A 26,511-nucleotide genomic window follows, 5' to 3' on the forward strand; every position below is an offset into this window, starting at 1 on the left:
CGAATGCCCGAAATCGCTCGCAGGGCAAGAAGTGAGGCGCGCCGTTTGGCCGAGCCAAACAAGCGACGAGCGACGCCGCCATGCGGGCGATTTCGGGCATTCCCGTGACATGAATTTTTTAATTTGGGGTTGCCACGAGAACGGCCGCTCGCCGCGTTGCGCTCCTTGCGAATACGTCAGTATTCGCGGCGTCGCGCGCCTCGCGAGCGGCCGTTCTCGTGGCAACGCATGCGCGTTCCATATGTAAACAGACCCTAACAACAACACACAATCGAACCTGAGATCGACGCCATGAGCACGCCTCTGAAGACCCTGATCACGAAACTGAACCCGCTGAGCCGGCGCGCGACCGAGCGTGCGGCGAGCGCGTGCCTGGCGCGCGGCCACTACGAGGTCGATCTGGAGCACCTGTTCCTCGCGTTGCTCGAGGAGCCGGCGGGCGACCTGCCGCTCGCGCTGCGCGCGAGCCGCGTCGATCCGCATGCGCTGCGCGCCGATCTGGAGCGCGAACTGACGCGCCTGAAGACCGGCAATACGCGCACGCCGGTGTTTTCCGTGCACCTGATCGCGCTGTTCGAGCAGGCCTGGCTGATCGCGTCGCTCGATTCGCATCTCGGCCGCATCCGTTCGGGGCACCTGCTGCTCGCACTGCTGACCGCGCCGGATCTCGCGCAGTTCGCGCAGCGGATGTCGTCGCAGTTCGCGGAAGTGAACGTGACGGACCTGAAGCACAAGTTCGACGAGATCGTGGCCGGGTCGAGCGAAGCCGAACCGCGCCAGGCCGATAGCGACGACGGCGGCGTGGCGCCGGCCGCCGATGGCACGGCGCCCGCGGCCGGCCCGTCGAAGACGCCCGCGCTCGACACGTACACGACCAACCTCACGCAGCGCGCACGCGACGGCAAGATCGACCCGGTGATCGGCCGCGAAGCCGAGATCCGCCAGGCGATCGACATCCTGATGCGCCGCCGCCAGAACAACCCGATCATGACCGGCGAAGCCGGTGTCGGTAAAACGGCGGTCGTCGAAGGGCTCGCGCTGCGCATCGCGGCCGACGACGTGCCGCCGCCGCTGCGTGGCGTCGCGCTGCACGTGCTCGACATGGGGCTGCTGCAGGCCGGCGCGAGCGTGAAGGGCGAGTTCGAGAACCGCCTGAAGAGCGTGATCGACGAGGTGAAGAAGAGCGCGCACCCGATCATCCTGTTCATCGACGAAGCGCACACGATCATCGGCGCGGGCGGCCAGGCCGGCCAGAACGACGCGGCGAACCTGCTGAAGCCGGCGCTTGCGCGCGGCGAGCTGCGCACGATCGCCGCGACGACGTGGAGCGAATACAAGAAATACTTCGAGAAGGACGCGGCGCTCGCGCGGCGTTTCCAGGTCGTGAAGGTCGAGGAGCCGAGCGAACCGCTCGCGGCCGCGATGCTGCGCGGGATGTCCGGCCTGATGGAGAAGCACTTCAACGTGCGGATTCTCGACGATGCGATCACCGAGGCCGTGCGCCTGTCGCACCGCTACATCAGCGGCCGCCAGCTGCCCGACAAGGCGATCAGCGTGCTCGACACCGCATGCGCGAAGGTCGCGCTCGCGCACAGCGCGACGCCGGCCGCGATCGACGACACGAAGAAGCGCATCGAGCGGATCGACGCGGAAATCGCGTCGCTGGAGCGCGAGGCGGCCGGCGGCGCGCCGCACGACGAGCGGCTCGCCGAGCTGCGCACCACGCGCGACACGGCGCTGGAGCAACTCGCGAAGGACGAAGCGCGCTACGAAGCCGAGCGCGTGATCGTCGCCGAGATCACCGAACTGCGCGACACGCTCGACAAGGCGCGCGGCCCGTCGGAAGACGGCCAGCCGGTCGACGTGCAGGCGACGCGCGACCAACTCGCCGAACGCGTCGCGGCGCTGCATGCACTGCAGGGCGCCGAGCCGATGGTGCCGCTGCAGGTCGACGGCCACGTCGTCGCCGAGATCGTCGCCGCGTGGACGGGCATTCCGCTCGGCCGCATGGTGAAGGACGAGATCGATACCGTGCTGAACCTGCAGCCGCTGCTCACCGCGCGCGTGATTGGCCAGGACCATGCGCTCGACGCGATCGCGCAGCGCGTGCGCACCGCGACCGCGAACCTCGAGGATCCGAACAAGCCGCGCGGCGTGTTCATGTTCGTCGGGCCGTCGGGCGTCGGCAAGACCGAAACCGCGCTCGCGCTGGCCGACATCCTGTACGGCGGCGAGCGCAAGATGGTCACGATCAACATGAGCGAATACCAGGAAGCGCACAGCGTGTCGGGCCTGAAGGGCTCGCCGCCCGGCTACGTCGGTTACGGCGAAGGCGGCGTGCTGACCGAGGCCGTGCGCCGCAACCCGTATTCCGTCGTGCTGCTCGACGAAGTCGAGAAGGCGCACCCCGACGTGCTCGAGATGTTCTTCCAGGTGTTCGACAAGGGCACGATGGACGATGCGGAAGGGCGCGAGATCGATTTCCGCAACACGCTGATCATCCTGACGTCGAACGTCGGGTCGACCGCGGTGATGCAGGCCTGCCTGAACAAGCCGGCCGAGGAACTGCCGGATCCGGACGCGCTCGCCGAGGCGCTGCGCCCGCAGCTGTACAAGACGTTCAAGCCCGCGTTCCTCGGGCGGATGAAGGTCGTGCCGTACTATCCGATTTCCGACGACGTGCTGGCCGAGATCATCGAGCTGAAGCTCGAGCGGATCCGCCGCCGGATCGAGGCGAACCACAAGGCCGCGTTCGAATGGGACGAGTCGCTCGTCGATGCGGTGCTGGCGCGCTGCACCGAGGTCGATTCGGGCGCCCGCAACGTTGACCATATCCTGAACGGCACGCTGCTGCCGGAGATCGCGGGCCACGTGCTCGGCCGGATCGCCGACGGCGCGGCCATCGCGCGCATCGCGGTGCGTGCGGACGAGGCCGGCGAATTCGCGTACACCGTCGAATGAGCGCGGCCGCGCAACGCAAGCATTGATGAACTGACCGAACCATGCCGATCAATCTCCCCGAGCTGCTGACGCCGATCAGCGATGCGTCGCCCAGCGGCGACGACATGCTGTTTTCAAACGAATTCGACGCGATCCAGGACGCGCGGCGCTACGACGATCCGACGCTCGACCAGGGCGAATGGGTGACCGAGATCAAGGAAGCCGACTGGGGCTTCGTCGTCGACCATGCGGGCGAGCTGCTGCGCACGCGTACCAAGGACCTGCGGCTCGGCGTGTGGCTGACCGAGGCGCTCGCGCTCGAGGACGGCCTCACCGGCCTCACCGAAGGTTATGCGCTGCTCGAGGGCCTGTGCCGCGAGTTCTGGGACACCGTGCACCCGCTGCCCGAAGGCGACGACACCGAGTACCGGCTCGGCAACGTCGCGTGGCTCTCCGGCCGCACGGCCGAGCTGCTGCGCGCGGTGCCGATGACGGACGGCGCGTCGAACGCGTTCAGCACGCTCGACTGGGAAGTGGCGCAGCACGTCGCGCAGTCCATCAAGCGCGACCCCGAACACGCGGACGACATCGCGCGCGGCAAGCCGACGGTCGACCAGATCGATTCGTCGCGGCGCGTGACGCCGATCGCGTTCTACACGGCGCTGCTGGCGAACCTGAAGGCGTTCGAATTCGCGCTCGATGCATTCGAGGAGCGGCTCGTCGAGCGCGCCGGCGATTCGGCACCGAGCTTCCGGCAGGCGCGCGACGCGTTCGAGACCGTGTACCGGCTCGCCGAGCGCTTTGCGCGCGAGCAGGGCTATACGGGCAGCGCGCCGCACGCGCCATCGGCGCCGCAGGCGCAGCCCGAGCGTATCGAGCCGGTTTTCGGCAATTCGATCCAGACCGAGGAGACTCACGTGCAGTCGCAGACCGCTCCGCGTCCCCCGATGACGCAAATGATCGCCGGCATCCAGAACCGTGCGCAGGCCGTCGACCAGCTGCGTGCGGTGGCGCGTTATTTCCGCCAGACCGAGCCGCACAGCCCGGTCGCGTATCTCGCCGACAAGGCGGCCGAATGGGCCGACATGCCGCTGCACAAGTGGCTCGAGAGCGTCGTCAAGGACGACGGCTCGCTGTCGCATATCCGCGAGTTGCTGGGTGTGAGGCCGGACGAGCAGTCGTAAACGCACAACGGGCGGCGCATGACTGCCGCCGCCCGTTGCCTGCCGGTCCGCTCCATGCGGAGCGGCCCATGTCGATCTCTTACTGCCCCACCCGGAACTCGATCCGCCGATTCCGCGCCCGTCCATCCGCCGTGTCATTCGGCGCGATCGGCTGATCCGGCCCGACGCCCGTCGTCGTCATCTGCTGCGGCGGAATGCTCTTCGTGATCAGGTAACCCTTCACCGCATCCGCGCGCGCCTGGCTCAGCGCGATGTTCGACGTCCGGTTCCCCGAGTTGTCGGTGTGGCCGATGATGTCGACCGTGCGGTTCTGCATCTTCGAGAGCGCGGCCGCCATCTGGTCGAGGATCAGCTTGCCCTGCGGCGTCAGCGTCGCGCTGCCCGTCTCGAACTCGATCGTCCGGTTCGCGAGCGTCTGGTCGAGCACGCCTTGCTCGGACGCCGACACACGCAGCCCGTTCTTGATCGTGTAGGTCGGGTTCAGCGTGTTCGCCATGTCGCTCGCGAGCTGCTGCCGCTGCGCCTCGTTGTGCACCTCGCCCTTCATCTCGATCTGCGTGCCGTTGATCTTCAGCTGCCCCTTGCTGATCTGCTTGAGCTGCGCGCCGAGCAGCTTCTGCACGTTCGCGCTCCAGTTCGGCGGCGTCGCGACGTCGCCAACCTCGATCTGGTCGACGACGTTCGTCGCGCCGTAGGTGTCGCGCAGCTTCTGCAGCACGGCGGCCTTGGTTGCCTCGTCGGGCACCTTGCCGCCGACGACCACCTGGCCGGGCGCCGCGTTCGCGGGCGGCGGCGTGATGGTGCCGGCCGTGCCGTGCACCACCGTGCCGGACGCGGTTGCCGGCGCGGTGCCGGGGGACGGCAGCGCGGTCGTCGTGACCGTGCCGTTGCCGACCGGCGTGACGGTCGCGCCGGTGTTCTGCGCGAAGCTCGCGCCGCTGGCAACGAGGCCGGCGGCGAGCAGGGCGGCGAGGGCGGGCGAGAAGCGTGCGCGCCGGACGTGAATCGTGCGATGCATCCCGTCAGCCTCCGATGAACGCTTCGCGGAACGCGTCGATGGCGACGCGCAGCGAGAGTTGCGGTTGGTCGAGGTAGCTGACGAGCTTGCTGATCTGATGATCGTTTTGCGCATGGGCGTCGATCCACTCGGGATCGTCGATGTCGATGTTGTGGGCGGCGTAGGTCTGCGGGTCGACAACGCTCAGCAGCGTCTTTGCCGACGCCCCGTTGAAGCCGATGATGAGCCGTTCGCGCTCGGCGATCGTGCCGATGAAGATCGCGAGCTCGAAGTCGGCCTGCGCGACGAACGGCGCGATCAGTTCCAGCCAGAACGCGGCGACGAGGCTGCGGTAGAACGGATCGACCGGCAGCGGCAGTGTCAGGCCGCGCTCGATGTGCGACGAGCCGCTCTGCATCACCGGCCGCAGCAGCGAGCCGAGCGCGAGCATCGCGCCGCGCAGCCGCACCGGGTGCCCGCTTTCGAGCAGCATCTGCTGGAGCCCATACAGCGACTGGTGTTCGACGAAATCGTTGAAGGTGCCGTCATGCGACGTGCCGGGGCCACCGACGTCGATCGGCACCTGCGTGTCGCCGAGTGCCTGCAGCGCGCCGGGCGGCTCGTCCTTGCCGAGCAGCGGCGGGATCTGCGTGGCGACGCGCGACCACAGCCGCGCGAATGCGAGCGGGCTGCGCGCGAGGAACGCGAGCGGCCGGTCGACCTCGAGCGCGGTTGCGCCGAGGAACGGGAAGCGGCGCATCGACACGTCGTGGCTCGCGACCATGTGGCCCGCGATCGCGAGCTTGCTGCGCGAGCCGAGGAACGCGAAATGCATCGGCTTCGCATCCTCGTAGACGAGCTTCCAGCGCGGATCTTCCGCGAGCAGTTCGAGCGCCTGCGCGATCCAGCGATCGAGCGTCTGCAGCAACTGCGGATTGTGCGGGCTCTTCACGAAGTCGCCGCGCGACGGAATCTTGCCGAAGTAGGCGATTTGCGCCTGTACGGTTTGCGTCATTGCGCCCCCTGTGCATTCGTTGCGTTGGCGGCCGCGACGGCCGGCGCTGCGCCCGGCGTGCCCGTGCCGGACTGGGTCGCGTTCTGCGCGGCGCCCGCGCTCGCGTCGGCGACCGACGACGGCAGCTGCAGGCCGCGCAGGCTCTGCTGCTGCGGTTGGTCGCCGCCACCGCCGGACGGTTGCGACGTGCTGATGATGCGCATCGTCACCGACACGTTCACGCTGCCCTGCACCCACGTCAGGTCGAAGGTGCCGTCCGGACGGCGCTTGCGCTGCGCCGAGTTGATCAGCTTTTCGAGACCGTAGCGGCCCGGCTCGTTGACGAGCTGCACCGTGCGACCGTCGAAGGTCGTCGCGGACAGCGTCGCGCCCGGCGAGCCCTGCGGGTTCGGCCACACGAAGTTGGTCCACTGCGGCGGGGTGTTGCGGTAGCGCAGTTGCTGGCCGTCGATCGCGATCGTGTATTCGGTCGTGCCCGTGCTCGGCTGCGGCAGGATCTGGAACACGGTCTGCGGCTCGGACGCCGCGGCCGCGCTGCCTGCGGCGCCGCCCGCGAGCGGTGCAACCCAGCGCGCGAAGCCGTTCGTGAAGTCCGGCGTGAGCCCGATGCCCATGTCGCCCCACGTGCGGGCGGCGAGCGTGTCGCCGCGGCGCACCGCGAGCGGCCCGAGCGTCGTGCCGACGAACTTCGCGATCGAGCCGTCCGGACCGAACACCTGCGCGATCTCGCCGGCGCCGGCTTCGACCTTCGCGCTCGCCGCGAACGGGTACTTCGTCGCGAGCGAGTTCTGGAACGGCTGGTAGACCTGCGCGTTCCACACCTTGTTGACCTCGGCGCTGGCCGGCTGGATCACGACCGCGAACGCCTGCATCAGCGGCCGCACGAGCAGCGGACGCAGCGACTTGCGTTGCGAATCGGTGAGGCCCGTCAGCATCTGCTCGTCGACGAGCTTCAGCGAATCGGCGAGTTCCGAACCGTTGCCGTCGAGCGTCTGCTGCATCAGCTGGCGCGCGCCGGGGCCCGGGTCGCCCTGGTTCTTGATCACGTTGAAGCGGGTACGGACCTTCGACAGCGAATCCATGTAGCCCTTGAGCATCGACGTGCCGTCATGCGTCGCGACGATCCGCGCGAGCCCGATGAACTCCTGGCCGATCGGACCCATCGGCACCTCGGCCGGATTGCCGTTGATGTCGATGTTGGCGGCCGCCACCTGGCCGGCCTGCGAGCGCGAGAACAGTTGCTTGACCCAGTTCACGACGCCGGTCTGCGCCTTCTTGATCGTCACGTTCGCGAGCGACGGGTTGTCCCACGACGTCTGGTCGTACGCGGTTTCGAGGATCTTGCGGATCGGCGAATCCTGCGGGTCGCCGAGGCGGTTCATCCCGTCGACGGCCTGGCCGAAGCTGCTGAAGCCCTGCACCGCGATGCCCTGCATGAACTTCTGCCAGTGCTGCGCGTACTCGGTCTTGTACATGCCGACGAGCGTCTTTTGGATCTGCTCGGGGCTGCCCTCGAGCGTCAGGTCGTCCTGTGTCGACGTGTTCAGCACCCAGTCCTTCGCCTGCAGTTCCTTGGTCGCCGCGTCGCGGATCGCCGGCTGCACGTAGTCGAACCACGCTTCGCGCGTGAACGTGCCCGGAATCGCGTAGCTGCCTGCAACGAGCCCCTGGTTGCCGTCGCCGACGATGCGCGCGATGGTCATCGGCGCGAAGCGGGTCGACGCGCGTGCCTTGATTTCCTCGTAGACGCGCTGGCGGGCCGGCATGCCGCGCACGACGCGGCGCAGGTTCTCGCGGGTCTGGTCGACGAGCGCGAGGTTCGCGTCGATCATCGGCCAGTCGTCGTCGTTCACGCGCGACAGGTAGAACGAGATCATGCGCTCCGCGCTCTTGATCATCTCGTCACGCGGCATGTTGCCGCGATTCGTCTCGAGCCAGCCGCGCCAGAAGCGGGCGAGCTGGTCGGTCAGGTGTGCCTGCTCGACGTGGCGCTTGTCGGACAGCATCAGGTACGTCTTGAGCGCGTTGTACGCGTCCTGCACGTTGGTCGGCGACGCGTCGCTGTAGAGGCCGCCCTGCGGTGCGGCCGCCTGTTGCGGCGCGGCGGCCGGCGCGGTGCCGGACGCGGCCAGTGCGGCACCGGCCAGCGGCGTGGCGCCTGCCGCGTTCGTCGAGACCGGCAGCGCGCCGGCCTGCACGGCGCCCGACTCGGGCGGGCGCGTCATCGGCACGAGCTGTTCGGGGTGCGCGTTCACGTCCTTCATGAACGAGGCAAGGTTCTGCGACACGGGGGCCAGCAGGATCTGGCGCACGCCGTTGTAGTACTCGGTCAGCAAGTGCTGCTCGAGACGGTCGCCCTGGTACAGGCCGAGCGACACCGACAGCGGCTTGTCGCGGCGGAACTGCTCGAGCTGCTCGATCCGGTCTTCCAGGATGTCCATCGCCTGCAGGCGCGACTGCAGGTCGTTGCGGCCCTGCTGCAGGCGCGTGACGTTGTCGAGGTCGGCCTGCACGTTCGACACGAGCTGCTGGTTGCCGATCGTCGACCAGGTCCAGCCGCCGAGCGCGATCGCGAGCGCCGCGACGAAGCCGAAGAAGGTCGCGTAGCGCAGCCGCGTCTTGTTCGGGCTGGCGAACTGGCGCACCGTCTGGCGGTCCGCGAAGATCACCTTCGAGAACAGGTCGCGCAGGAAGAAGCCGTTCTTCGAGAACGCGCTGTGCGGCTTCGGCAGAGCGTTCGCGTCGAGGCCGAAGCGGTGCGCGATGCGCTGCGCGGCCGCGCTGTTGGTTTCGCCTTCCTGCAGCGCGCTGGTGAAGTAGAAGCCGCGGAAGATCGGCTTGTACTGGAACGGGTTGTTCTCGAACAGCGTCGCGAGGAACGCGCGCAGCGACGGCTTGATCGTCGAGAATTCGAGCGGGAAGCTCAACTGGCCCGGCGACAGCTGGTTGCCGCGCGACAGCGACAGCTGCGCGACGCTGATCTCCTTCAGCCCTTCGTAGAGTTCCTCGAAGTGCGTGTCGAACTGCGCGACGACGTCGCGCTTGTCGTCCGGCTCGTAGGGCAGGGTGGCGCCCCACACGCGGTCGTACTCGTGCTTGTCGTTGCTGCTGAAGAATTCGGTGAAGCCGGTGATCAGGTCGGCCTTCGTGAACATCACGTAGACCGGCGCGAACACCTCGAGTTTTTCCGTCAGCTCCTGAACGCGCTGGCGGAGGTTTTTCGCGAGGTTGATCGCGAATTCGGGGCGGTTGCCGGTGAGTTCGGCGATGCTCGCGGTGACGATGATGCCGTTGATCGGCGCCTTCGGGCGATAGCGCTTGAGCAGGCCGAGGAAGCCGAGCCACTCGCTGCGGTCTTCCTCGTGCACCGAATAGCGGCCGGCCGTGTCGAGCAGGATCCCTTCGGTCGTGAAGAACCAGTCGCAGTTACGCGTGCCGCCGATGCCGTGGATCACGGCGCTGTTCTTGTCCGCGAACGGGAACTGCAGGCCGGAATTGAGCACGGCGCTGCTCTTGCCCGCGGCCGGGTTGCCGATCACGATGTACCACGGCAGTTCGTACAGCGCGGAGCCGCCCGAGACCTGGCCGATCTTCGACGTCTTGATCGTCTTCACCGCGTCCGACAGGCGCGTGCGCAGCACGTCGAGGTCGGCGGTCTTCGCGTCGGGCGCGAGCGCGGCGGCGGCGGGCGCGGTGATCTTGCCGGTTTCCGCCTGCTCTTCCAGCACCTGGCCGAGCTGCTGGTTCGCGCGCTTCACGCGCCAGCGGCGCAACAGCGCGACGACCAGCCACAGCGCGAGGATCGCCGCGAAGGCGATCGCCGCCCACAGGAGCGGCAGCTGCAGCATGTCGGCGACGATGAAGAGGATGGCCGCAAGCGCGACGATCCCGACGATCGAGAGCGTACGCGGATGAGTCAGCACGTTGAGGATGCGTTGCATAGGACGTTCAGGTTCCGGTGCGATTCGGTGAGGCGACGCAGGCGCGCCGAGCGGCAAGGGTGGCGCCGCGATGTGTCGCCACGCTGTCAAACGGGATGAAGAAGGGGGCTGGCATCAATGCGCCCGCGGCATCGGAGAAGGCGCGCGCATTAATGAAAGGACGCTGTGAGATTTAAAACGGAAGTGGCGGCCGAAAGAAATCACGCACCGGAATGCCCGATTTTTTACGCCGCCCATATCGTTTCCTGCCGGGATATTAAAAAGCCCCATGCCGCCCTCATTATTTCCTGTCCGGCAGCCATGGCTAGCTGCCGCGTCCCAGTTTAAAACCGGGTTTATGGTATTCCACGTGCCCGAGATCCATCATTTTCCATCGGCCCCCCCAGGTCAGGCCGACCTGCTCGGCGACCTGGCCGTACAACTGGTAGCCGCGCATCGCCCAAGGATCTTTCTCGGAAATGACCAGCTTGCCGTCGCGCAGGAATGCGTTGTCGGCCGCCAGCCCGAATTGGTGATAACTCTGGAAGGCCGCCGCGTTGGTCACGTTGCCGCCCATCTGCGCCAGCCGGTTTTGCCGTTCCGGGCTCCGGTAACCTTCCAGCAGCGCCATTTCATAACCATATTGTTCGTGCATGATCTTGTAGACCAGCAGCAAACGCGTACGGAAATCCGGATCCAGCAGGTTCCAGTCCCGGCTCGCATCCTTCAGCGCCGGGCGCACCTGTTCGACTTCCTTGGTGGCGAAGACTTCCGGCGGCAGCGGCGGCGGCGGCACGAGCTGTTCGCCCTGCAGCAGCGCGGCGATCTTCTCGTCGGGCACGCGCGCCGTGTCGTCGTACTGGAACAATTGCCGGCCGCGTAACGCAATGGCGACCAATGGCGGCGTCGCAAGAATACCTGCCGATACCATAATCATCAAGCGCCGGCGAACCAGTAAATTTTGCACATCGTTTAAAGCGCCGCGCGTAACGCTTGCCGATTTAACAATCTGACTTCGCGTACGCGTGGCGCGATCGTTCGCACGGCGCGTAAGACGGCCGTGAAACTGGGCAACCGATTCGAAAACGGTCGCGCGGATACCCGGTAAAAGCAACAGTGCCGCAACCGCGACGGCAAGGGCGAAATAGGCGACGAGTGCGACGGCAATCAACGAAATCCCCGGAAATTGGAATTGATTGTGTTTTGCAATGCTTGCTCTTAGAATCAGGCTGCTTCGAGAGGCCGGGCTATATTATCGCGGTGAATTAAACCAGGATTCAATGAGACGCTGAATGAGTGCGCCGGAAAATTCAAATTCGAAAACTCCGCCCAGCCTGCTGTCGGATACTAAACCGGCCAGCGACGGAGGAGCTCAGCAGTCGCGCATTCTCGCGAATCTGGAAGGACGTGTCACGCCGCCGGCCGAATCTCCGCGCCGTTCGCTGAAGGCGCCGATCGCGGCCGTCGTCGCACTGGTGGTTGCCGTCGGTGGCTGGGGCGCATGGCGCATGCAGCAGCATCCGGGTGAGCAGGCCGCCGCCGTGACGGCCGCCGCGCCTGCGGCAGCTGCGCCGGCCAAGGCCGCACCGGCCAGCGACGCCACCGTCCAGGTCGCGCAGAATACCGCGCCCGCCGCGCAGCCGGCCACGATCGTCAACGACGATTCGGCCTCCCAGACCGTTGCATCCGCATCGTCCGCCGCGGACAACAGCCGCCTGTCGCGCGCGCTCGCCAGCGGCGCCGACGACGCATCGGGCGCGGCCACGGCCGGTGCTGCCGCAGCCGCCACGGCCGCCGCGGCCGCGACGACCAAAACCACGAAGGCCGACGCCGCGAAGAGCGCGAAGGTCGCGGCGCATGGCAAGGCAGAGACGAAGGCCGAAGCCCGCAAGCATCGCAAGGAACAGGAGGCCGAGCTCGCACAGGCGAAGAAGCGCCATGATGCGACGCCGACCCGTACCGCGAGCGCGAAGGCGGCCGGGAAGGACGATCCGGATGCCGATTTGCTCGCGGCGCTCGTCGCGCGCACGAAGCCGGCCGACAAGAAAGTCGCCGCGCAGAAGGCGCAAGCCGTGCCGACCAAGACGGCGGCGACGGCCGGCTCGCTCGGGGCGCGCGTGAAGGAGTGTTCGGAGCGCGGTTTCTTCGAGGATCAGCTGTGCCGCTGGCGCGTCTGCGACGGCCACTGGGGCAAGGATCCGGCGTGCCCGAGCGCCGCGCAGTCGGAGACGCGGCAGTAACCTGTCTTGCACGTGCCGTCATGCCGTACCTGCGCCGCCCGTTGGGCGGCGCGTTGCTTTTAGGGCAGGGAAGCAGCCGGTATGATGCCGCGTGACGCTGTCACGCGTGCGTCACGCCCGTCGGGCATACGTCTCCTTTCTTTTCCCGGCGCGGGCCCGCGACCCGCGATGCGCGGCGCGCCGCGCGCCGCACGACCTTCGACACGATGGACCTGATCGTACAGACTTACGGCGCCGATACGTCCGGCATGGTGTGCGGATTCCGCTTCGTTCCGGGCGGATCCGGCGCGCCGCTCGATGCCGACGCGGCCGCCGAGTGGCTGCACACGTGCCGCGCGCACGATGCAGCCGTGTCGGGCGATTTCGCCTGGCTGCACTTCAATCTGGCGCACGGCGCGAGCGAGCGCTGGATGCGCTCGCATCTCGCGCTGCCCGACAGCTTCTTCGCATTCCTCCACGAAGGTTCGCGCTCGACACGCATCGAGCAGGAGGACGGCGCGTTGCGCGCGGTCGTCAACGACGTGATGTTCAACCTCGAACTGACGCCGTCGGAGATCGCGACGCTGTTCGTCCACGTGGAGCGGCGCATCATGGTCACCGCGCGGCTCAAGCCGCTGCGCTCGGTCGACACGCTGCGCGCGTGCGTGCGCGACGGCGAGCAGTTCCGGTCGCCCGCGGAACTGCTCGTGCACCTGCTGCGTGACCAGGCCGACCTGCTGATTCAGATCATGCGGCGCACGAGCGTCGACGTCGACCGCATCGAGGATCGCTTCCTGTCGCAGCGGCTCACGTCGAGCCGCATCGAGCTCGGTGCGATGCGCCGCACGCTGACACGGCTGCAGCGCATGCTCGCGCCCGAGCCCGGGTCGATCTTCCGGTTGCTCGCGAAGCCGCCCGCGTGGCTGCACGCGGAAGACGTGCAGGAGCTGCGCGAATCGACCGAAGAGTTCTCGCTGGTGCTCGCCGATCTGTCGGGGCTCAACGAGCGGATCAAGCTGTTGCAGGAAGAGATCGGATCGCGCCTCGACGAGCAGAACAACCGGACGCTGTTCACGCTGACGCTCGTGACCGTGATCGCGCTGCCGATCAACATCGTCGCCGGCTTCTTCGGGATGAACGTCGGCGGTGTGCCGTTCTCGGAGAACAAGCACGGCTTCTGGCTGATGGTGCTGCTCGTCGCGGGTTTCACCGGGCTCGCCGCATGGTGGGCGTTCCGTCGTCGCGACGACCGTTAGCACCGGCGCCGCATCGGCACATCAACGCAGCAGCGCGATCGCGCGCTCGCCGATCACCATCCCGAGCAGGCCGACGAGCGCGACGAGCGGCGGGGCCGGCGAGCGCACGTGCAGCAGCGCGTACAGCACGCCGACACCAAGGCCTACCGCGAGCGAGGTCACGTAATCCATCATGGCGGTCTCCCGTGCGGCCAGGCGTCAGGGCTTGAGGATGACGCGCTCGCGCGCACCGGCCAGCACCGCGCGATACGCGTCGTGCGCGCGCTCGAGCGGGTACACGTAATCGTCGCCGATCGGAAACGGGCGCAGCGTGCCGTTGCCGAAGCCGGGCGCGAGCGTGTCGAGGATCTGCGCGACCGCGGCGCCGTCGAGCTGGATCGAGTCGACCCCCACGTACGTATGCTGGCCGCGATAGAACGAGAAGATGTCGAACGGCACGCTGCGGTCGATCGTCGAGATGAAGATCTGCCGCGCACCGATCGCCATCGACGCGTTCGCGGCTTCGAAATACGGGCTGCCGACCGTGTTGTAGACGATGTCCGCGCCGTGGCCGCCGGTTGCGGCGCGCACCGCATCGGCGACCGGCCCGCTCGACGCGTCGATCATGCGCACGTCGCCCGACGCATGGCCGCGATAGCCGCCGGGTCCGCGCTCGACGCCGATCACGGTCGCGCCGCGCGCGGTCGCGAGCTGGATCGCGGCCTGGCCGACCTTGCCGTTTGCGCCGAACACGAGCACGACGTCGCCGGCGGCCGGCATGCCGGCCCGGCGCAAGCCCTCGTACGCGGTGACGAACGGCACGCCGATGCCGGCCGCTTCGTCGAGCGTCAGCACGGCCGGTTTGCGGCGCACCAGTGCCGCGTCGAGCACGAGCCATTCCGCATGCGAGCCGTTGCGCCCGACGCCGAGGTCGCCGCCGGAACCCCACACGGGCGCGCCGATCCATTCGGCAGGGCCGTTGCGCACGATGCCGGCCCAGTCGCGCCCGGGCGTGCGCGGCCACACCGCGTGCGGCATGCGCCCGAGCGCGGCCTTCACGTCGCTCGGGTTGACGCCGGCCGCACGCACCTCGATCAGGAGCTGGCCGTCGGCCGGCACGGGCGGGTCGATTTCCCTGACGCGCGCGTCGAGCGACTCGATGTCGGCGGCGGGCGCGTCGAAGCGGATGCTGCGCATGATGATCTCCGTGAAGGATGGTTGCCGTGCGGCCCGGCGGGCCGGCGCGTGCAACGGATGAAAAGGATGACTGCAGTCTAGTCGGCCCGATTTGACGCGGAAACACGCAAAGGCGGATGATTGTTTTGCGATTTGCGCATAGCAAACCCCGAGACCCCCGAATGGACGACTTCCTTTCCCCGCATCTGGCGCTGTTCGTCGACGTGGTCGACCAGCAGAGCTTCTCGGCGGCCGCGCGCCGGCTGGGCGTCGCCGCGTCGTCGGTCACGCGGCGTATCGACCGGCTCGAGGCGCAGCTCGGCATCCGCCTCTTGCATCGCACCACGCATGCGCTGCGGCCGACCGAGGCCGGGCAGTTGCTGTACGGGCGCGCGACGCGGATGCTGGCCGAGCTGCGCGGCCTGCAGGAAGACCTGCACAGCCAGCACGACGAGCCGAGCGGCCTGCTGCGCGTCGACTGTCCGGCGCCGTTCGGCCGGCTGCACCTGATGGCCGCGCTGGCCGCGTTCATGCAGCATCATCCGGCGCTGCAGGTCGACCTGATGCTGACGGACAGCATGGTCGATCTGCAGGGCACACGGCTCGGCTCCGACGTCGATCTCGCGGTGCGCATCGGCCCGCTCGAGGACACGCGTTTCGTTGCGACCGTGCTGGCACCGCAGCGGCGCGTGCTGTGCGCGAGCGCGGCCTACCTCGCGCGGCGCGGCGAGCCCGATTCGCCCGACGCGCTCGCCGGGCACGACTGCCTCGCGTGGCAGGGCGCACCGCCGCCGGGCGCGTGGCACTTCGGCGACCGTCGGCACGCGCCGGCGCAGCCGCGGTTTCGCAGCAATCATTCGGAGGCGTTGCTTGAAGCCGCGATCGATGGTCTCGGGCTCGCGCACCTGCCGACCTGGCTTGCGGGCGACGCGCTGCGCGACGGACGGCTGCGCGCGGTGCTGCCGCAATACGCGGCGGTGCCCGAACCCGCGACGATCCACGTATTGCGCCAGCAGGCGCGCGGCAGCGCCCGCGCATCGCGGCTCGTCGCGTTCCTGGCGACGTGGTTCGCGCAGCCGGCGTGGGACGCCGCATGGGCGTGACGACAAGCGGGCGCGTGGGGCGATGCGGCGACAGGGCTGCGCCGAAATAAAAAAGGGCCTCGCTCGCGAGGCCCGTCAAAGGTCGGGGAGACTGGTACGCCGGCCGGCGCCGCGGGTTGGGCGGCACCGGCCGGGCGCAACCCGTTACTGCGTCACTACCTTGCGCGGCTTGAAGATGCCCTGGTATTGCAGTGCCGGGCGTTCCTTCGTCGTCGGCGCGATGCCGTCGAAGGTCGGCGTCTGGCGCAGCTTCATCGCGGCCGGCGAAGCGACCGAGCCGATCGACGTCGAGCGCGAAGCCGGCGCGAGGTTGTTCGCGACGAGCAGCGCGGCCTCGCTCTGCAGGTTCGACAGCAGCACCGGATCGGTCGAGCGATTGACCTGCGTGAGCAGCCCGCTCCAGGCCGCGTCGCTGTAGTTCACGACGTAGTAGTCAAGCCCGCTCGGGTCCGCGACCACGCCCGTGCAGCCGTCGATCCGCGTCTGCGTCTGCGTATCCTTCAGCGCGAGCGTCGTGCGTTTCGCGAGACCCTGGCCATACGCGAGCGTGATCGGCACCGTCCACTGCAGGCCCGGATACGCGTTCTTGTTCGGGAACGGCTGCTGCTTCAGCGTGACGATCGTCTGGTTCTTCGTCAGGTCGCACTGCGTGTCGAGCGAGATCAGCGGCACGCCGGTCTGGCGCACGTAGCTGTCGCCGATCGCGCCGATCGACTGGCCGCTCTCCTTCGACAGCGCATCCCACAGGCGCTTCGGCGTGCCGTTGCCGAACGAGTAGTCGACCAGGTACTGCTGCAGACCCTTGCGCAGCGTCTGTTCGCCGAGATAGTTCTCGAGCGTCTTCAGCACGTGGCCGCCCTTGTCGTACGTGAACGCGCTCGCGCTCAACACGAAGTCGTTCGACGCCCAGCCGTTGAAGTTCGGTGCGACCGGGAACGCGTTCGGGCCGATGTCGCGATTGATCACGCGGTACTTGTTCTTCACCTGGTCGAGCCAGCTGAACTCGTTGGGGAAGAACTGGATCGTCGTCTTCGTCTCGAAGAACGTCGCGAACGACTCGTTGAGCCACACGTTGTCCCACCAGTCGGTCGTGACGAGATCGCCGAACCACTGGTGCGCGACTTCGTGCGTCAGCACCTCATTGCCGTAGTGCGACATCGGCTGGCCCGGCTGCGGCAGGATGTCGTCGGCGAACTCGAGGATCGACCCCCAGTTCTCCATCCCGCCGAAGTTCAGGTCCTTCTGCTCCTTGAACGCGTCGTTCGCGGCCACCGTGTCGAACTTCGTGAGCGGCAGCGCGATGCCCGTGTAGCGGTAGTAGAAGTCGAGCGCCTGCTTGGTGCGGTCCATCGCCGGCTTCGCCCAGTCGCTCATGCCCGGCGGCGTGAACACGCGCAGGTGCAGGCCGCCCTTGCCGCCCGGCAGCGGGCTGGTGAAGTCGTCCTCGTAGGTGTCGAACAGGCCGCCACCGAAGAACAGCAGGTACGACGGCATCGGCGGGGTCTTCTCGAACTGCACGAGCTTGTAGCCGCCGCCGATGCTGGTCGACGGCTTCTCGGCCGCGTTCGACACGACGCGCCAGCTCTGCGGCACTTCGGCCGTCACTTCATAGGTCGGGCGGAATGCCGGCTCGTCCCAGCCGGGGAACCACTGGCGCGACAGGTTGGTTTCGCCTTGCGTGAGGATCGCGCCGCTCGTCTTGCCGTCGGTGCCCTTCAGGTCGACGCGGAAGATGCCTTCCGCGGCCGAGCAGCCCGGATACGGATCGTTGCCGCAGCTGCCGCCCGTCTTCGCGACGGGATCGTCATACGACTTGAAGTTGATGATGCCCGACCATTCCATGTGCAGCGAATAGGTGCCCGGCGAGATCGAACCGCTCACGGGGCGCAGCTGGTAGAAGTCGCCCTTGTCCTGCGGCGTCGCGATCAGCTGGATGTTGCCCGGTTGCAGCGTGATGCGGCCGTTCGTGAACTTGATCCGGTGGCCGGCGATCACGATGTTGTTGACCGGCTTCAGCACCTTGATCTCGACGTCGGCGCGGCCGTCGAACGCGTTCAGCGCTTCGTTCGGGCGGAACCACAGCCGGTAGTTCACGGGCACCACGGTGTCCGGCAGTTCGACAGGCGATACGCTCTTGTCGACGGTGGATGCGCTCGGCGGCGCGGTGACGGCGGGCGACGAGCCCGGTTGCGGCGCGCCGGCGGAGCTGAGCGCGGAAGCCGAGCCCACGCCGCCATCGTCGCCGCCGCACCCGGCGAGCGCGAGTGCGGCAACGAGCGGCAGATAACGCATCTTGCGAATGTTGATCGACATGACTGAAACCTCGATTGTAGAAAGAATCGTTCAGTGCTGCGAAAGCGCCGGCAAAAGCAAGCCCCTCGCCGTTAATCAACAGCGAAGAAAATGCTAATGACGGATTATTCGAAAAGACGGCGGCCGACTACGTATAGGTAATCATGGTTTACTGCCCCCTCTGGATTTCCGGATGTCGGTTAACTTGCCGGTTCAAAATGGCCGGACGCGTGTTGTACTGAATTGATTTCGCGCGCACGACACGGAGCCGCACGCCCGGCACGGGCGCGCAATCCCTTTGAATCGACGACCTACGGGGCTGGCCGGGCCCGGCCGCCGGACGGCAGGAAGGCGTGTCGCCATTCCGTAAAATCACCGTCATGCGGCTTCAAGGTTTGTCGGCTTGCTCGAAGGATGCGTAAATATACTTGATGGTTTTAGGTAAAGGAAACGAAAAATTTAGAAAGTGCGCCTATTGATTTCTGCACGCTTGATTGAATGCTGGAAGTCATTAATGCGCTTTCCGTTTAGCTGGTGGTTTCGTAGTTTTAATCTATTAACGATCTTGCGTGGCTGCGAAAACTACGAATCCCGGCGCAACGGGGCGTGCTCGGTACAATGCATCGACGACTCGATCACCGATTGCCGCGAGGAGGCCCTCCCATGTCACGTGCCCTGTTCCGTATCGCGCCGCTGCGCGCCGTGCTGCTGCTGTGCGCCGCGGTGTTCCTGCTCGGTGGTTGCGCGGCGCTGTCGCGCGACCCCGTGCGCGTGACGGTCGTCGGGCTCGACCCGCTCGTCGGGCAGGGGCTCGAGATGCGTTTCAGCCTGAAGCTGCGCGTGCAGAACCCGAACGATGCACCGATCGAATACGACGGCATCTCGGTTGCGCTCGACCTGAACGGCACGGCGTTCGCGAGCGGCGTCAGCGATCGCTCGGGCACCGTGCCGCGTTTCGGCGAGGCCGTGCTCGACGTGCCGGTTTCCGTGTCGGCATTCGCGGCCGCGCGGCAGGCGTGGAACCTGCCCGGCGCGGCCGCGAACGGCGAGTTGCCGTATGCGCTGCGCGGCCGGCTCGCGGGCGGCGTGCTCGGCACCGTGCACTTCAACGACGCGGGGACGCTGCGCATGCCCGCGATGCCGGGGTGGGGCGGCTGAGCGGCACGCCCGGTCGCGGCCCGTGCGCGCGCTTTGCCGCGCGGGCAAAGCGCGGTATGGTGTGAGCCGCGCGGCGCGACGCCGCCGCCTGTTGAAGCCAACCGTAACCGAGCTCGTGTGACCGATTTCCCCGTTTTCCACTGGACCGACGCCGACGGCGCCGATCATGACGTGCGCTGGCGCTCCGAAGCCGGTGTGCAACCGCCGAAGCGCGCGGTGTCCGCCGACGACCGCGTCACTGCCGATGCGGCCTACCGCCTTGCCTGCGAGGGCACCGCGCTCGTCTGGCAGGGCGATTTCCAGAATGCGCGCCAGCTCGTGCAGGCGATGGCGCGCCGTGTCGAACGCAAGCCGAAGAAAGCGAAAGAGGCGAAAGCCGTGGCTGGCGTCGACGCGTTCAACCTGCATCGTCTCGCGCAGTCGCAGCGGGCCCGCACGCTCGGGATGCTGCTGATCCCGCTCGACGCCGACTACACGATCCCGCTGCGCCGCGCGCCCGACGTGCGCGCCGCATGCGAGGAGGCGTACGGGCCCGGCGGCGCGCCGTCGGTCGTGTCGCTGCGGGAACTGCTCGGCCTCGTCGGCGCGCATGAATGGCGCAAGAAGGGCGTGCCGATCCCGGCGCTCGGCGGCGCGCCGATCCATCCGTACTACGGCGTGTTCTCGCCGGTGCGCGGCGAATACGTCGAACTTGTCGCGCGCGCGAAGCTGCCGGCGACGTCGCTCGCGTTCGACATCGGCACGGGCACCGGCGTGCTCGCGGCCGTGCTCGCGTCGCGCGGCGTCGAGCGCGTCGTCGCGACCGACCAGGATGCGCGGGCGCTGGCCTGCGCACGCGAGAACGTCGCGCGGCTCGGCCATGCGGACCGGGTCGACGTCGTCGAAGCCGACCTGTTTCCGGCCGGCCGTGCGCCGCTCGTGGTCTGCAATCCGCCGTGGGTGCCGGCCCGGCCGAGCGCGCCGATCGAATACGCGATCTACGATCCCGACAGCCGCATGCTGCGCGGTTTCCTCGCGGGGCTCGCCGCGCATCTCGAACCGGGCGGCGAGGGCTGGCTGATCCTGTCCGATTTCGCCGAGCATCTCGGCCTGCGATCGCGTGACACGCTGCTGCAATGGATCGACGAAGCGGGCCTCGTCGTGCTCGGCCGCGACGATATCCGCCCCGCGCATCCGAAGTCGGCCGACGCCGACGATCCGCTGCACGCGGCGCGCCGCGCCGAGGTCACGTCGCTCTGGCGGCTCGGCGCCCGAGCCTGATCGCGTATTTTCGGTAAACTGTCGCCATTCCTCACGAATTCCCGCCGCCGGGCCGTGGTCGACCGACCGTGGCCCGGCGCCGCTTCCAGATGTCGAACAAGACCCACGAAATCCGTCCGGAGCAGTCCGTCGAGCTGCTGAAGGAACTGCACATCCTCACCCGCGACGGGAAGCTGAACCAGGACAGCCGTCGCAAGCTGAAGCAGGTCTATCACCTGTTCCAGTTCATCGAGCCGCTGCTCGCCGGCGTGCAGGCCGACAAGGGCAGCGTGACGCTCGTCGATCACGGCGCCGGCAAGTCGTATCTCGGCTTCATCCTGTACGACCTGTTCTTCAAGCAGCAGCCGGGGCACGGCACGCCGGCGTTCGCGTCGCACGTGTACGGGATCGAGACGCGCGAGGAGCTCGTCACGCGCTCGGCCGAGCTGGCCGCGCGGCTCGGGTTCGGCGGCATGTCGTTCCTGAACCTGTCGGTCGCCGATTCGATCACGTCGCCGAAGCTGCCCGAAACGGTTGACGTCGTCACCGCGCTGCACGCGTGCGACACGGCGACCGACGACGCGATCCGCTTCGCGCTCGCGAAGCGCGCGCAGCACATCGTGCTCGTGCCGTGCTGCCAGGCGGAAGTCGCGGGCGTGCTGCGCCGGAACAAGGGCAAGTCGCTCGCGAATGCGCTGACCGAGGTATGGCGGCATCCGCTGCATACGCGCGAATTCGGCAGCCAGATCACCAACGTGCTGCGCTGCCTGCAGCTCGAGGCGCACGGCTACCAGGTGAGCGTGACCGAGCTGGTCGGCTGGGAGCATTCGATGAAGAACGAGCTGATCATCGCGCAGTACAAGAACCTGCCGCGCCGGCGGCCCGGCGAGCGGCTGAACGAGATACTCGGGATGTTCGGGCTGGCCGAACTGAACGCGCGCTTCTTCGTGCCGGAAGCCGCGGCGGCGGACGGCGACACCGTCGAGCCGGTCGAGGGCTGACGCGCGGACGGACGGCGCGCCGCGCACGTTGCACGCCGCGTCAGACGTCGTCGCCCGGCCGGCGCATCCATTCGCGCCAGCCGTCGTGGCCGAGGCGGCGCAGCGTTTCCTGATTCCTTTCGTAGATCGCGGACGCGTCCGGGAACGCGTCGACCGCGCGCGCGATGCTGTCCTCGCGCAGCAGGTGCAGGATCGGATACGGCGCGCGGTTCGTATAGTTCTCGATGTCGTCGGGTTCGCTGCCTTCGAACCGGTAGTGCGGATGGAAGCTCGCGATCTGCAGCACGCCGTCGAGCCGCAACTGCTGCACGAGCCGGTCGGCAAAGAACAGCGCATCGTTGTAGTCGACGAAATCGGCGAACGCATGCGGGAAGATCACGAGCGTCGTGTCGACCTGCTGCGGGTCCGCCGCGTCGAGCGCGCGCAGCTCGGTTTCGAGCTCGGCGAGCGCGTCTTCCAGCGTCGTCGCTGCGCTGATCGCGTAGCGCACCTGGTCCTTCACATAGACGCTTTTCGCGAACGGGCACAGATTGAGCCCGATCACCGCGCGCGCGAGCCAGTGCCGCGTGGCGGCGAGGATGTCGTCGTGCGATTCGGGGCGGGTGTCGGTCATCGTGAAACCAGTCGGGCGGGAGAGCGAGGGCCGCATTGTAGCGGGCACGCCGGGGCCGGGCGTGCGCGGCGCGTCATGCGCACGCGGCTTCGATCAATTGCGTGACGAGCGCGGGCGCGGTGCCGATCGGCGTTTCGCCGTGCCGGTAGGTCTGGCTCGCCGCGTAGATGCCCTCGACCACCAGCGCGAGTGCATCGGCGAGCGCTTTCGGCTGACGTGCGCCGGCGCCTTCGCATAGCGCGACGAGCCGCTTCATCAACTGTTCCTTGTTCTGCGCGACGCGCTCGCGGGCCGGGTGCGACGCATCCGGGAATTCGGCGGCGACGTTGACGAACGGGCAGCCGCGGTAGTCCTTCTGTGTCGCGCGCTCGGCAAGATCGACGAAATACTGGATCAATTGCGCTTTCGGCTGGCCCGGATGCTTCGCGGCGCTCGTATCGAGACGCTCGAAGAAGCACGCGTCCATCCGCTCCAGATACGCGAGGATCAGCTCGTCCTTCGACGAGAACTGACGGTACAGGCTCATCTTGTTGACGCCCGCGCGCTCCACGACCGCCTCGACGCCGACCGAGCGAACCCCTTCCTTGTAAAACAGCTCCTCGGCGGCGCGCAGCAGGTGCTCCTGCGCGGTGGCTCCGTCGATCGACCGGCGCGTGCGGCGCGCAAGCGGTTTGGCGATCTCGATGCCCGACATGATGACCCTCGATTGCGTGATGAATTGCTTGACATGTTACCGACTGGTAACTACGATCGCAACACAGTTGTGACCGATCGGTAACAATGCTGGCCGGATCGACAGACAAATGCCAAGCATCGGCCCGGGTCAGCCGATGCGGTGTGCGGCGGAGGTGGCCTGGGTGGGGTGGAGCAGGTGCGATGGCGCCGGCGCCGCCAACGGGAGAGCATGAAGATGAATTGGGTGGTGACACGAATCGGCGGGCGCTTCCACTACGGATGGCTCGCGGCGGCGGTGGTATTCCTGATCCTGCTGGCGGCAGCCGGCACGCGCGCGACGCCGAGCGTGCTGATGGTGCCGCTCGAGCGCGAACTCGGCTGGAGCCGCGCGACGATTTCGCTGGCCATCTCGGTGAACATCGCGTTGTACGGCCTGACGGGCCCGTTCGCGGCCGCCGCGATGCAGCGCTTCGGGCTGCGCCCGACGATCCTCACCGCGCTCGTGACGATGAGCGCGGGCGTTGCGCTGTCGTCGATGATGACGCACAGCTGGCAGATGGTGCTGATCTGGGGCCTGATGGTCGGCTGCTCGTCGGGCGTCGTCGCGCTGACGCTGTCCGCGACCTTCGTCACGCGCTGGTTCCATGCGCGTCGCGGCCTGATCATGGGCATCCTGACCGCCAGCACCGCCACTGGCCAGCTCGTGTTCCTGCCGATGCTGGCGGCGATCGCGCAGCACCATGGCTGGCGGCCGGTCGTGCTGGTCGTCGCGATTGCGGCCGCGATCGTGATTCCGCTGGTCGCGTTCCTGTTGCCCGAACGGCCGGCCGACGTGAAGCTGCGCCCGTACGGCGAGCCGGCGGATGCGCCGCCCGCGCCCGACACGACGAAGGAGAACCCGCTCGCGGTCGCGTTCCGCACGCTGCTGACCGCCAGCCGTTCGCGCGACTTCTGGCTGCTGTTCTTCAGCTTCTTCATCTGCGGTGCGAGCACCAACGGTTATGTCGGCACGCACCTGATCGCGATGTGCAGCGACTACGGGATGACCGAAGTGCAGGGCGCGTCCCTGCTCGCGGCGATGGGCGTGTTCGACCTGTTCGGCACGACGCTGTCGGGCTGGCTGTCCGACCGCTACGACAACCGCGTGCTGCTGTTCTGGTACTACGGGCTGCGCGGGCTGTCGCTGATTTACCTGCCGCATGCGTTCGGGATCGATTTCTTCGGGCTGCCGCTGTTCGCGATGTTCTACGGGCTCGACTGGATCGCAACGGTGCCGCCGACCGTGCGGCTGGCCACCGACGTGTTCGGCAAGGCCGCGGCGCCGGTCGTGTTCGGCTGGATCGTCGCCGGCCACCAGCTCGGCGCGGCGTTCGCGGCGCTTGGCGCGGGGATGCTGCGCGCGAGCCTCGGCACCTACACGATCGCGTCGATGATCTCGGGCGGGCTCTGCATCATCGGTGCGCTAATCGTGCTGCGGATCAACCGCGGCCCGTCGCGTGCGGCCGCGCAGGCGGCCTGACCGCGGTGGCTCGGGCGGCCGCGCTGCCTGCGGCCGGCCTATGCAGGCACGATGATTTGCATAGCGCGGGAGGATCGGGCGCGTAATGGCTCAAGCGGGTATGCTTGCGGTTTGCCGGGGCGTTCGCGCCCCTTCATCGATGTCAGCGAGGAACCGCATGTCCGTCAAACCTGCTCCCACCACTGTTTCGATTCACGATCTGATCGCGGGCCGCTGGAGTCCGCGCGCGTATTCGGATGAGCCGGTCAGCGCCGGCGATCTGCACGCGGTGCTCGAAGCCGCGCGCTGGGCCCCGTCCGCGTACAACGCGCAGCCGTGGCGTTTCATCGTATTCGATCGCACGCAGGACGAAGACGCTTTCAAGCGCGCGTTCGCGACGCTGGTGCCGTTCAACCAGGGCTGGAATGCGCCGGCACCCGTGCTGATCGCGGTGACCGCGCACACGCTCACGCCGAAGGGCGAGCCGGCGCCGACCGCGCTGTACGACGCGGGTGCCGCCGCGATGTCGCTGGTGCTGCAGGCGCACGCGCTGGGGCTCGCCGCGCACCAGATGAGCGGTTTCGACGCGAAGGCGTTCCGCGACGCGTTCGGGATCCCGGCCGACGTCGCGATCCCGTCGATCATCTCGATCGGCCACTACGGCAACGTCGACAAGCTCGATCCGGTGCTGCGCGATCGCGAGAAGGCGCCGCGCACGCGCCATGCGATCGGCGAGGTCGTGTATGCGAGCGCGTGGAAGAAGAGCTTCGACGCGGCAGCCTGATCCGCCAGGCGGGCGGGTTGCGTCGTGCAACCCGTCCGCGCGTCTCCCCGGCGCGCCAGGCCGCGCGCCGGTGCCACCGAAGCCCGTTCCGCGGCACTGGTGGCTGGCCCGGTTGTGATCCCGCGGGCTTCATGTTAAAAAGCCGGTCCTTTCCGTTTTCGCGCCGGCCCTGCTGCGGCAACTTCCCATGACTTACTGCGCGATCGATTTCGGCACGTCCAATTCCGCCGTGGCGCTGCCCGACGGCGACGGCATGCGCCTCGCGCCCGTCGAGGGCGACCACCTGACGCTGCCCACCGCGATCTTCTTCAACAATGACGAAGAGACGGTCGAATACGGCCGTGCGGCGCTGGCCTCCTATATCGACGGTTTCGACGGCCGGCTGATGCGTTCGATGAAGAGCATCCTCGGCTCGCCGCTCGCGGAAACGACGACCGATCTCGGCGACGGCAGCGCGATCGCGTACACCGAAATCATCGCGCGCTTCCTGACGCACCTGAAGCGCAAGGCGGAAGCCCGCGCGGGCGCGCCGATCGGCCGCGCGGTGCTCGGCCGGCCGGTGTTCTTCGTCGACGACGATCCGCGCGCCGACCGCCTCGCGCAGGATCAGCTCGAGGCGGCCGCGCAATCGGTCGGCTTCGCGGATGTTCACTTCCAGTACGAACCGATCGCCGCCGCATTCGATTACGAATCGCGCCAGCAGGCCGAGCGCCTCGTGCTCGTCGCCGACATCGGCGGCGGCACGTCCGACTTCTCGCTGGTCCGCGTCGGGCCCGAACGGATGGCGCGGCTGGAGCGCAAGGACGATGTGCTGGCGCACCACGGCGTGCACGTCGCGGGCACCGACTACGACCGGCGGGTCGAGCTGGCGGCGATCCTGCCCGCGTTCGGCTACCGTTCGCTCGACCCGGAAGGGCGCGAACTGCCGAACAAGATCTATTTCGATCTCGCGACCTGGCACCTGATCAACACGGTCTACACGCCGAAGCGGGTCGGCGAGCTGAAGCTGATGAAGCACCTGTACCAGGATGCGCGACAGTACGACCGGCTCACGAGCGTGGTCGAGCAGCGGCTCGGGCATGCGCTGATGGCGCGCGCGGAAGAAGCGAAGATCGGTGTCGCGGCGGGCGGGGAGACGATGATCGACCTGAACGACGTGGAAGAGGACCTGCTGATCGCGTTCGATGCCGATCGCCTCGTCGATGCGAGCCACGACGACACCGCGCGCATCGTCGACGCCGCGCGCGAGACGGTGCGGCTTGCCGGCATCGCGCCGCGCGACGTCGGCGCGTTGTATTTCACCGGCGGCTCGACGGGCCTCGCGTTCCTGTCGGGCGCGCTCGCGGGCGCGTTTCCGGAGGCGCAACCGGTGTTCGGCGATCGCCTCGCGAGTGTTGCGACGGGGCTCGGCATTCACGCGCAGCGGCTGTTCGGCTAAACGCAGGCGGTTGCATTACCGCCA

Annotated in this window: 20 protein-coding genes; 11 read left to right on the top strand and 9 right to left on the bottom strand. The window is 67.8% G+C overall.

Features of this window, described 5'->3' with window-relative positions; translation table 11 throughout:
- Window positions 1-291: 291 nt before the first annotated feature.
- Both tssH and tssA read left to right on the top strand, forming a co-directional pair.
- Window positions 292-2,961 carry a type VI secretion system ATPase TssH gene (tssH, locus tag ACN22W_RS02345; protein WP_419686048.1) on the top strand — a complete coding sequence of 890 codons (2,670 nt, stop codon included), beginning with the start codon at window positions 292-294 and terminating at the stop codon, window positions 2,959-2,961.
- A 41-nt stretch (window positions 2,962-3,002) separates the two neighbouring features.
- On the top strand, window positions 3,003-4,124 hold the full coding sequence (tssA, locus tag ACN22W_RS02350; protein ID WP_129513580.1) for a type VI secretion system protein TssA: 1,122 nt from the start codon (window positions 3,003-3,005) through the stop codon (window positions 4,122-4,124).
- Window positions 4,125-4,203: 79 nt separating this feature from the next.
- On the opposite strand, the gene ACN22W_RS02355 is transcribed toward tssA, so the two are convergent.
- The 4 genes from ACN22W_RS02355 to ACN22W_RS02370 all read right to left on the bottom strand — a co-directional run bounded on the left by ACN22W_RS02355 (window position 4,204) and on the right by ACN22W_RS02370 (window position 11,227).
- Window positions 4,204-5,142, bottom strand: a complete 939-nt coding sequence (locus ACN22W_RS02355; RefSeq protein WP_419686050.1) for an OmpA family protein — start codon at window positions 5,140-5,142, stop codon at window positions 4,204-4,206.
- Between the two features lie 4 nt (window positions 5,143-5,146).
- Window positions 5,147-6,136: a type VI secretion system-associated protein TagF gene (tagF, locus tag ACN22W_RS02360; RefSeq protein WP_048251022.1), complete on the bottom strand. Its 990-nt coding sequence runs from the start codon at window positions 6,134-6,136 to the stop codon at window positions 5,147-5,149.
- Complete coding sequence (gene tssM / locus ACN22W_RS02365; RefSeq protein ID WP_419686052.1) at window positions 6,133-10,077, bottom strand: type VI secretion system membrane subunit TssM; 3,945 nt, start codon at window positions 10,075-10,077, stop codon at window positions 6,133-6,135. The genes tagF and tssM overlap by 4 nt, the downstream gene beginning before the upstream one ends.
- Before the next feature lie 304 nt (window positions 10,078-10,381).
- The gene (locus tag ACN22W_RS02370; RefSeq protein ID WP_129513586.1) at window positions 10,382-11,227 is read right to left on the bottom strand and encodes a M15 family metallopeptidase; all 846 of its coding nucleotides are present in this window, start codon (window positions 11,225-11,227) and stop codon (window positions 10,382-10,384) included.
- Between the two features lie 121 nt (window positions 11,228-11,348).
- Between ACN22W_RS02370 and ACN22W_RS02375 the strand changes: the two genes are divergently transcribed.
- Window positions 11,349-12,296, top strand: a complete 948-nt coding sequence (locus ACN22W_RS02375) for a phage tail protein (protein WP_419686054.1) — start codon at window positions 11,349-11,351, stop codon at window positions 12,294-12,296.
- 206 nt (window positions 12,297-12,502) lie between these two features.
- Complete coding sequence (locus ACN22W_RS02380) at window positions 12,503-13,531, top strand: transporter (RefSeq protein WP_419686055.1); 1,029 nt, start codon at window positions 12,503-12,505, stop codon at window positions 13,529-13,531.
- 21 nt (window positions 13,532-13,552) lie between these two features.
- Here ACN22W_RS02380 and ACN22W_RS02385 read toward each other — a convergent pair whose 3' ends face one another.
- On the bottom strand, window positions 13,553-13,705 hold the full coding sequence (locus ACN22W_RS02385; RefSeq protein ID WP_081051886.1) for a DUF1427 family protein: 153 nt from the start codon (window positions 13,703-13,705) through the stop codon (window positions 13,553-13,555).
- A 24-nt stretch (window positions 13,706-13,729) separates the two neighbouring features.
- Window positions 13,730-14,707, bottom strand: a complete 978-nt coding sequence (locus tag ACN22W_RS02390; RefSeq protein ID WP_419686056.1) for a quinone oxidoreductase family protein — start codon at window positions 14,705-14,707, stop codon at window positions 13,730-13,732.
- 161 nt (window positions 14,708-14,868) lie between these two features.
- Here ACN22W_RS02390 and ACN22W_RS02395 point away from each other — a divergent pair, with 161 nt between their 5' ends.
- Complete coding sequence (locus tag ACN22W_RS02395; protein ID WP_419686057.1) at window positions 14,869-15,789, top strand: LysR family transcriptional regulator; 921 nt, start codon at window positions 14,869-14,871, stop codon at window positions 15,787-15,789.
- Window positions 15,790-15,933: 144 nt separating this feature from the next.
- Here the strand turns inward: ACN22W_RS02395 and ACN22W_RS02400 are convergent, their stop codons facing one another.
- The gene (locus tag ACN22W_RS02400; RefSeq protein ID WP_419686059.1) at window positions 15,934-18,102 is read right to left on the bottom strand and encodes a M1 family metallopeptidase; all 2,169 of its coding nucleotides are present in this window, start codon (window positions 18,100-18,102) and stop codon (window positions 15,934-15,936) included.
- Window positions 18,103-18,744: 642 nt separating this feature from the next.
- On the opposite strand from ACN22W_RS02400, the gene ACN22W_RS02405 reads away from it, so the two are divergent.
- The 3 genes from ACN22W_RS02405 to ACN22W_RS02415 all read left to right on the top strand — a co-directional run bounded on the left by ACN22W_RS02405 (window position 18,745) and on the right by ACN22W_RS02415 (window position 21,479).
- On the top strand, window positions 18,745-19,239 hold the full coding sequence (locus ACN22W_RS02405) for an LEA type 2 family protein (protein WP_129513593.1): 495 nt from the start codon (window positions 18,745-18,747) through the stop codon (window positions 19,237-19,239).
- A 117-nt stretch (window positions 19,240-19,356) separates the two neighbouring features.
- A complete protein-coding gene (locus ACN22W_RS02410) occupies window positions 19,357-20,499 on the top strand; it encodes a methyltransferase (RefSeq protein WP_419686060.1) in 1,143 nt (380 codons plus the stop codon).
- Window positions 20,500-20,588: 89 nt separating this feature from the next.
- Window positions 20,589-21,479, top strand: coding sequence for a class I SAM-dependent methyltransferase (locus ACN22W_RS02415; RefSeq protein ID WP_419686062.1), 891 nt, complete (start codon window positions 20,589-20,591; stop codon window positions 21,477-21,479).
- Window positions 21,480-21,519: 40 nt separating this feature from the next.
- Here ACN22W_RS02415 and ACN22W_RS02420 read toward each other — a convergent pair whose 3' ends face one another.
- Window positions 21,520-22,092: a DUF1415 domain-containing protein gene (locus tag ACN22W_RS02420; protein ID WP_419686064.1), complete on the bottom strand. Its 573-nt coding sequence runs from the start codon at window positions 22,090-22,092 to the stop codon at window positions 21,520-21,522.
- A gap of 73 nt (window positions 22,093-22,165) precedes the next feature.
- Window positions 22,166-22,786: a TetR/AcrR family transcriptional regulator gene (locus ACN22W_RS02425; protein ID WP_129513597.1), complete on the bottom strand. Its 621-nt coding sequence runs from the start codon at window positions 22,784-22,786 to the stop codon at window positions 22,166-22,168.
- Between the two features lie 216 nt (window positions 22,787-23,002).
- Between ACN22W_RS02425 and ACN22W_RS02430 the strand changes: the two genes are divergently transcribed.
- From ACN22W_RS02430 to ACN22W_RS02440, 3 genes are all read left to right on the top strand, one after another.
- Entirely contained in the window at window positions 23,003-24,286 is a 1,284-nt protein-coding gene (locus ACN22W_RS02430; RefSeq protein ID WP_419687358.1) for an MFS transporter, read from the top strand.
- 157 nt (window positions 24,287-24,443) lie between these two features.
- Window positions 24,444-25,049, top strand: a complete 606-nt coding sequence (locus ACN22W_RS02435) for a nitroreductase family protein (protein ID WP_419686066.1) — start codon at window positions 24,444-24,446, stop codon at window positions 25,047-25,049.
- A gap of 187 nt (window positions 25,050-25,236) precedes the next feature.
- Complete coding sequence (locus ACN22W_RS02440; protein WP_048251010.1) at window positions 25,237-26,487, top strand: Hsp70 family protein; 1,251 nt, start codon at window positions 25,237-25,239, stop codon at window positions 26,485-26,487.
- Window positions 26,488-26,511 lie beyond the last annotated feature (24 nt).

Source organism: Burkholderia theae (assembly GCF_048565265.1).
In the GTDB taxonomy this organism is placed as follows: Bacteria; Pseudomonadota; Gammaproteobacteria; order Burkholderiales; family Burkholderiaceae; genus Burkholderia; species Burkholderia theae.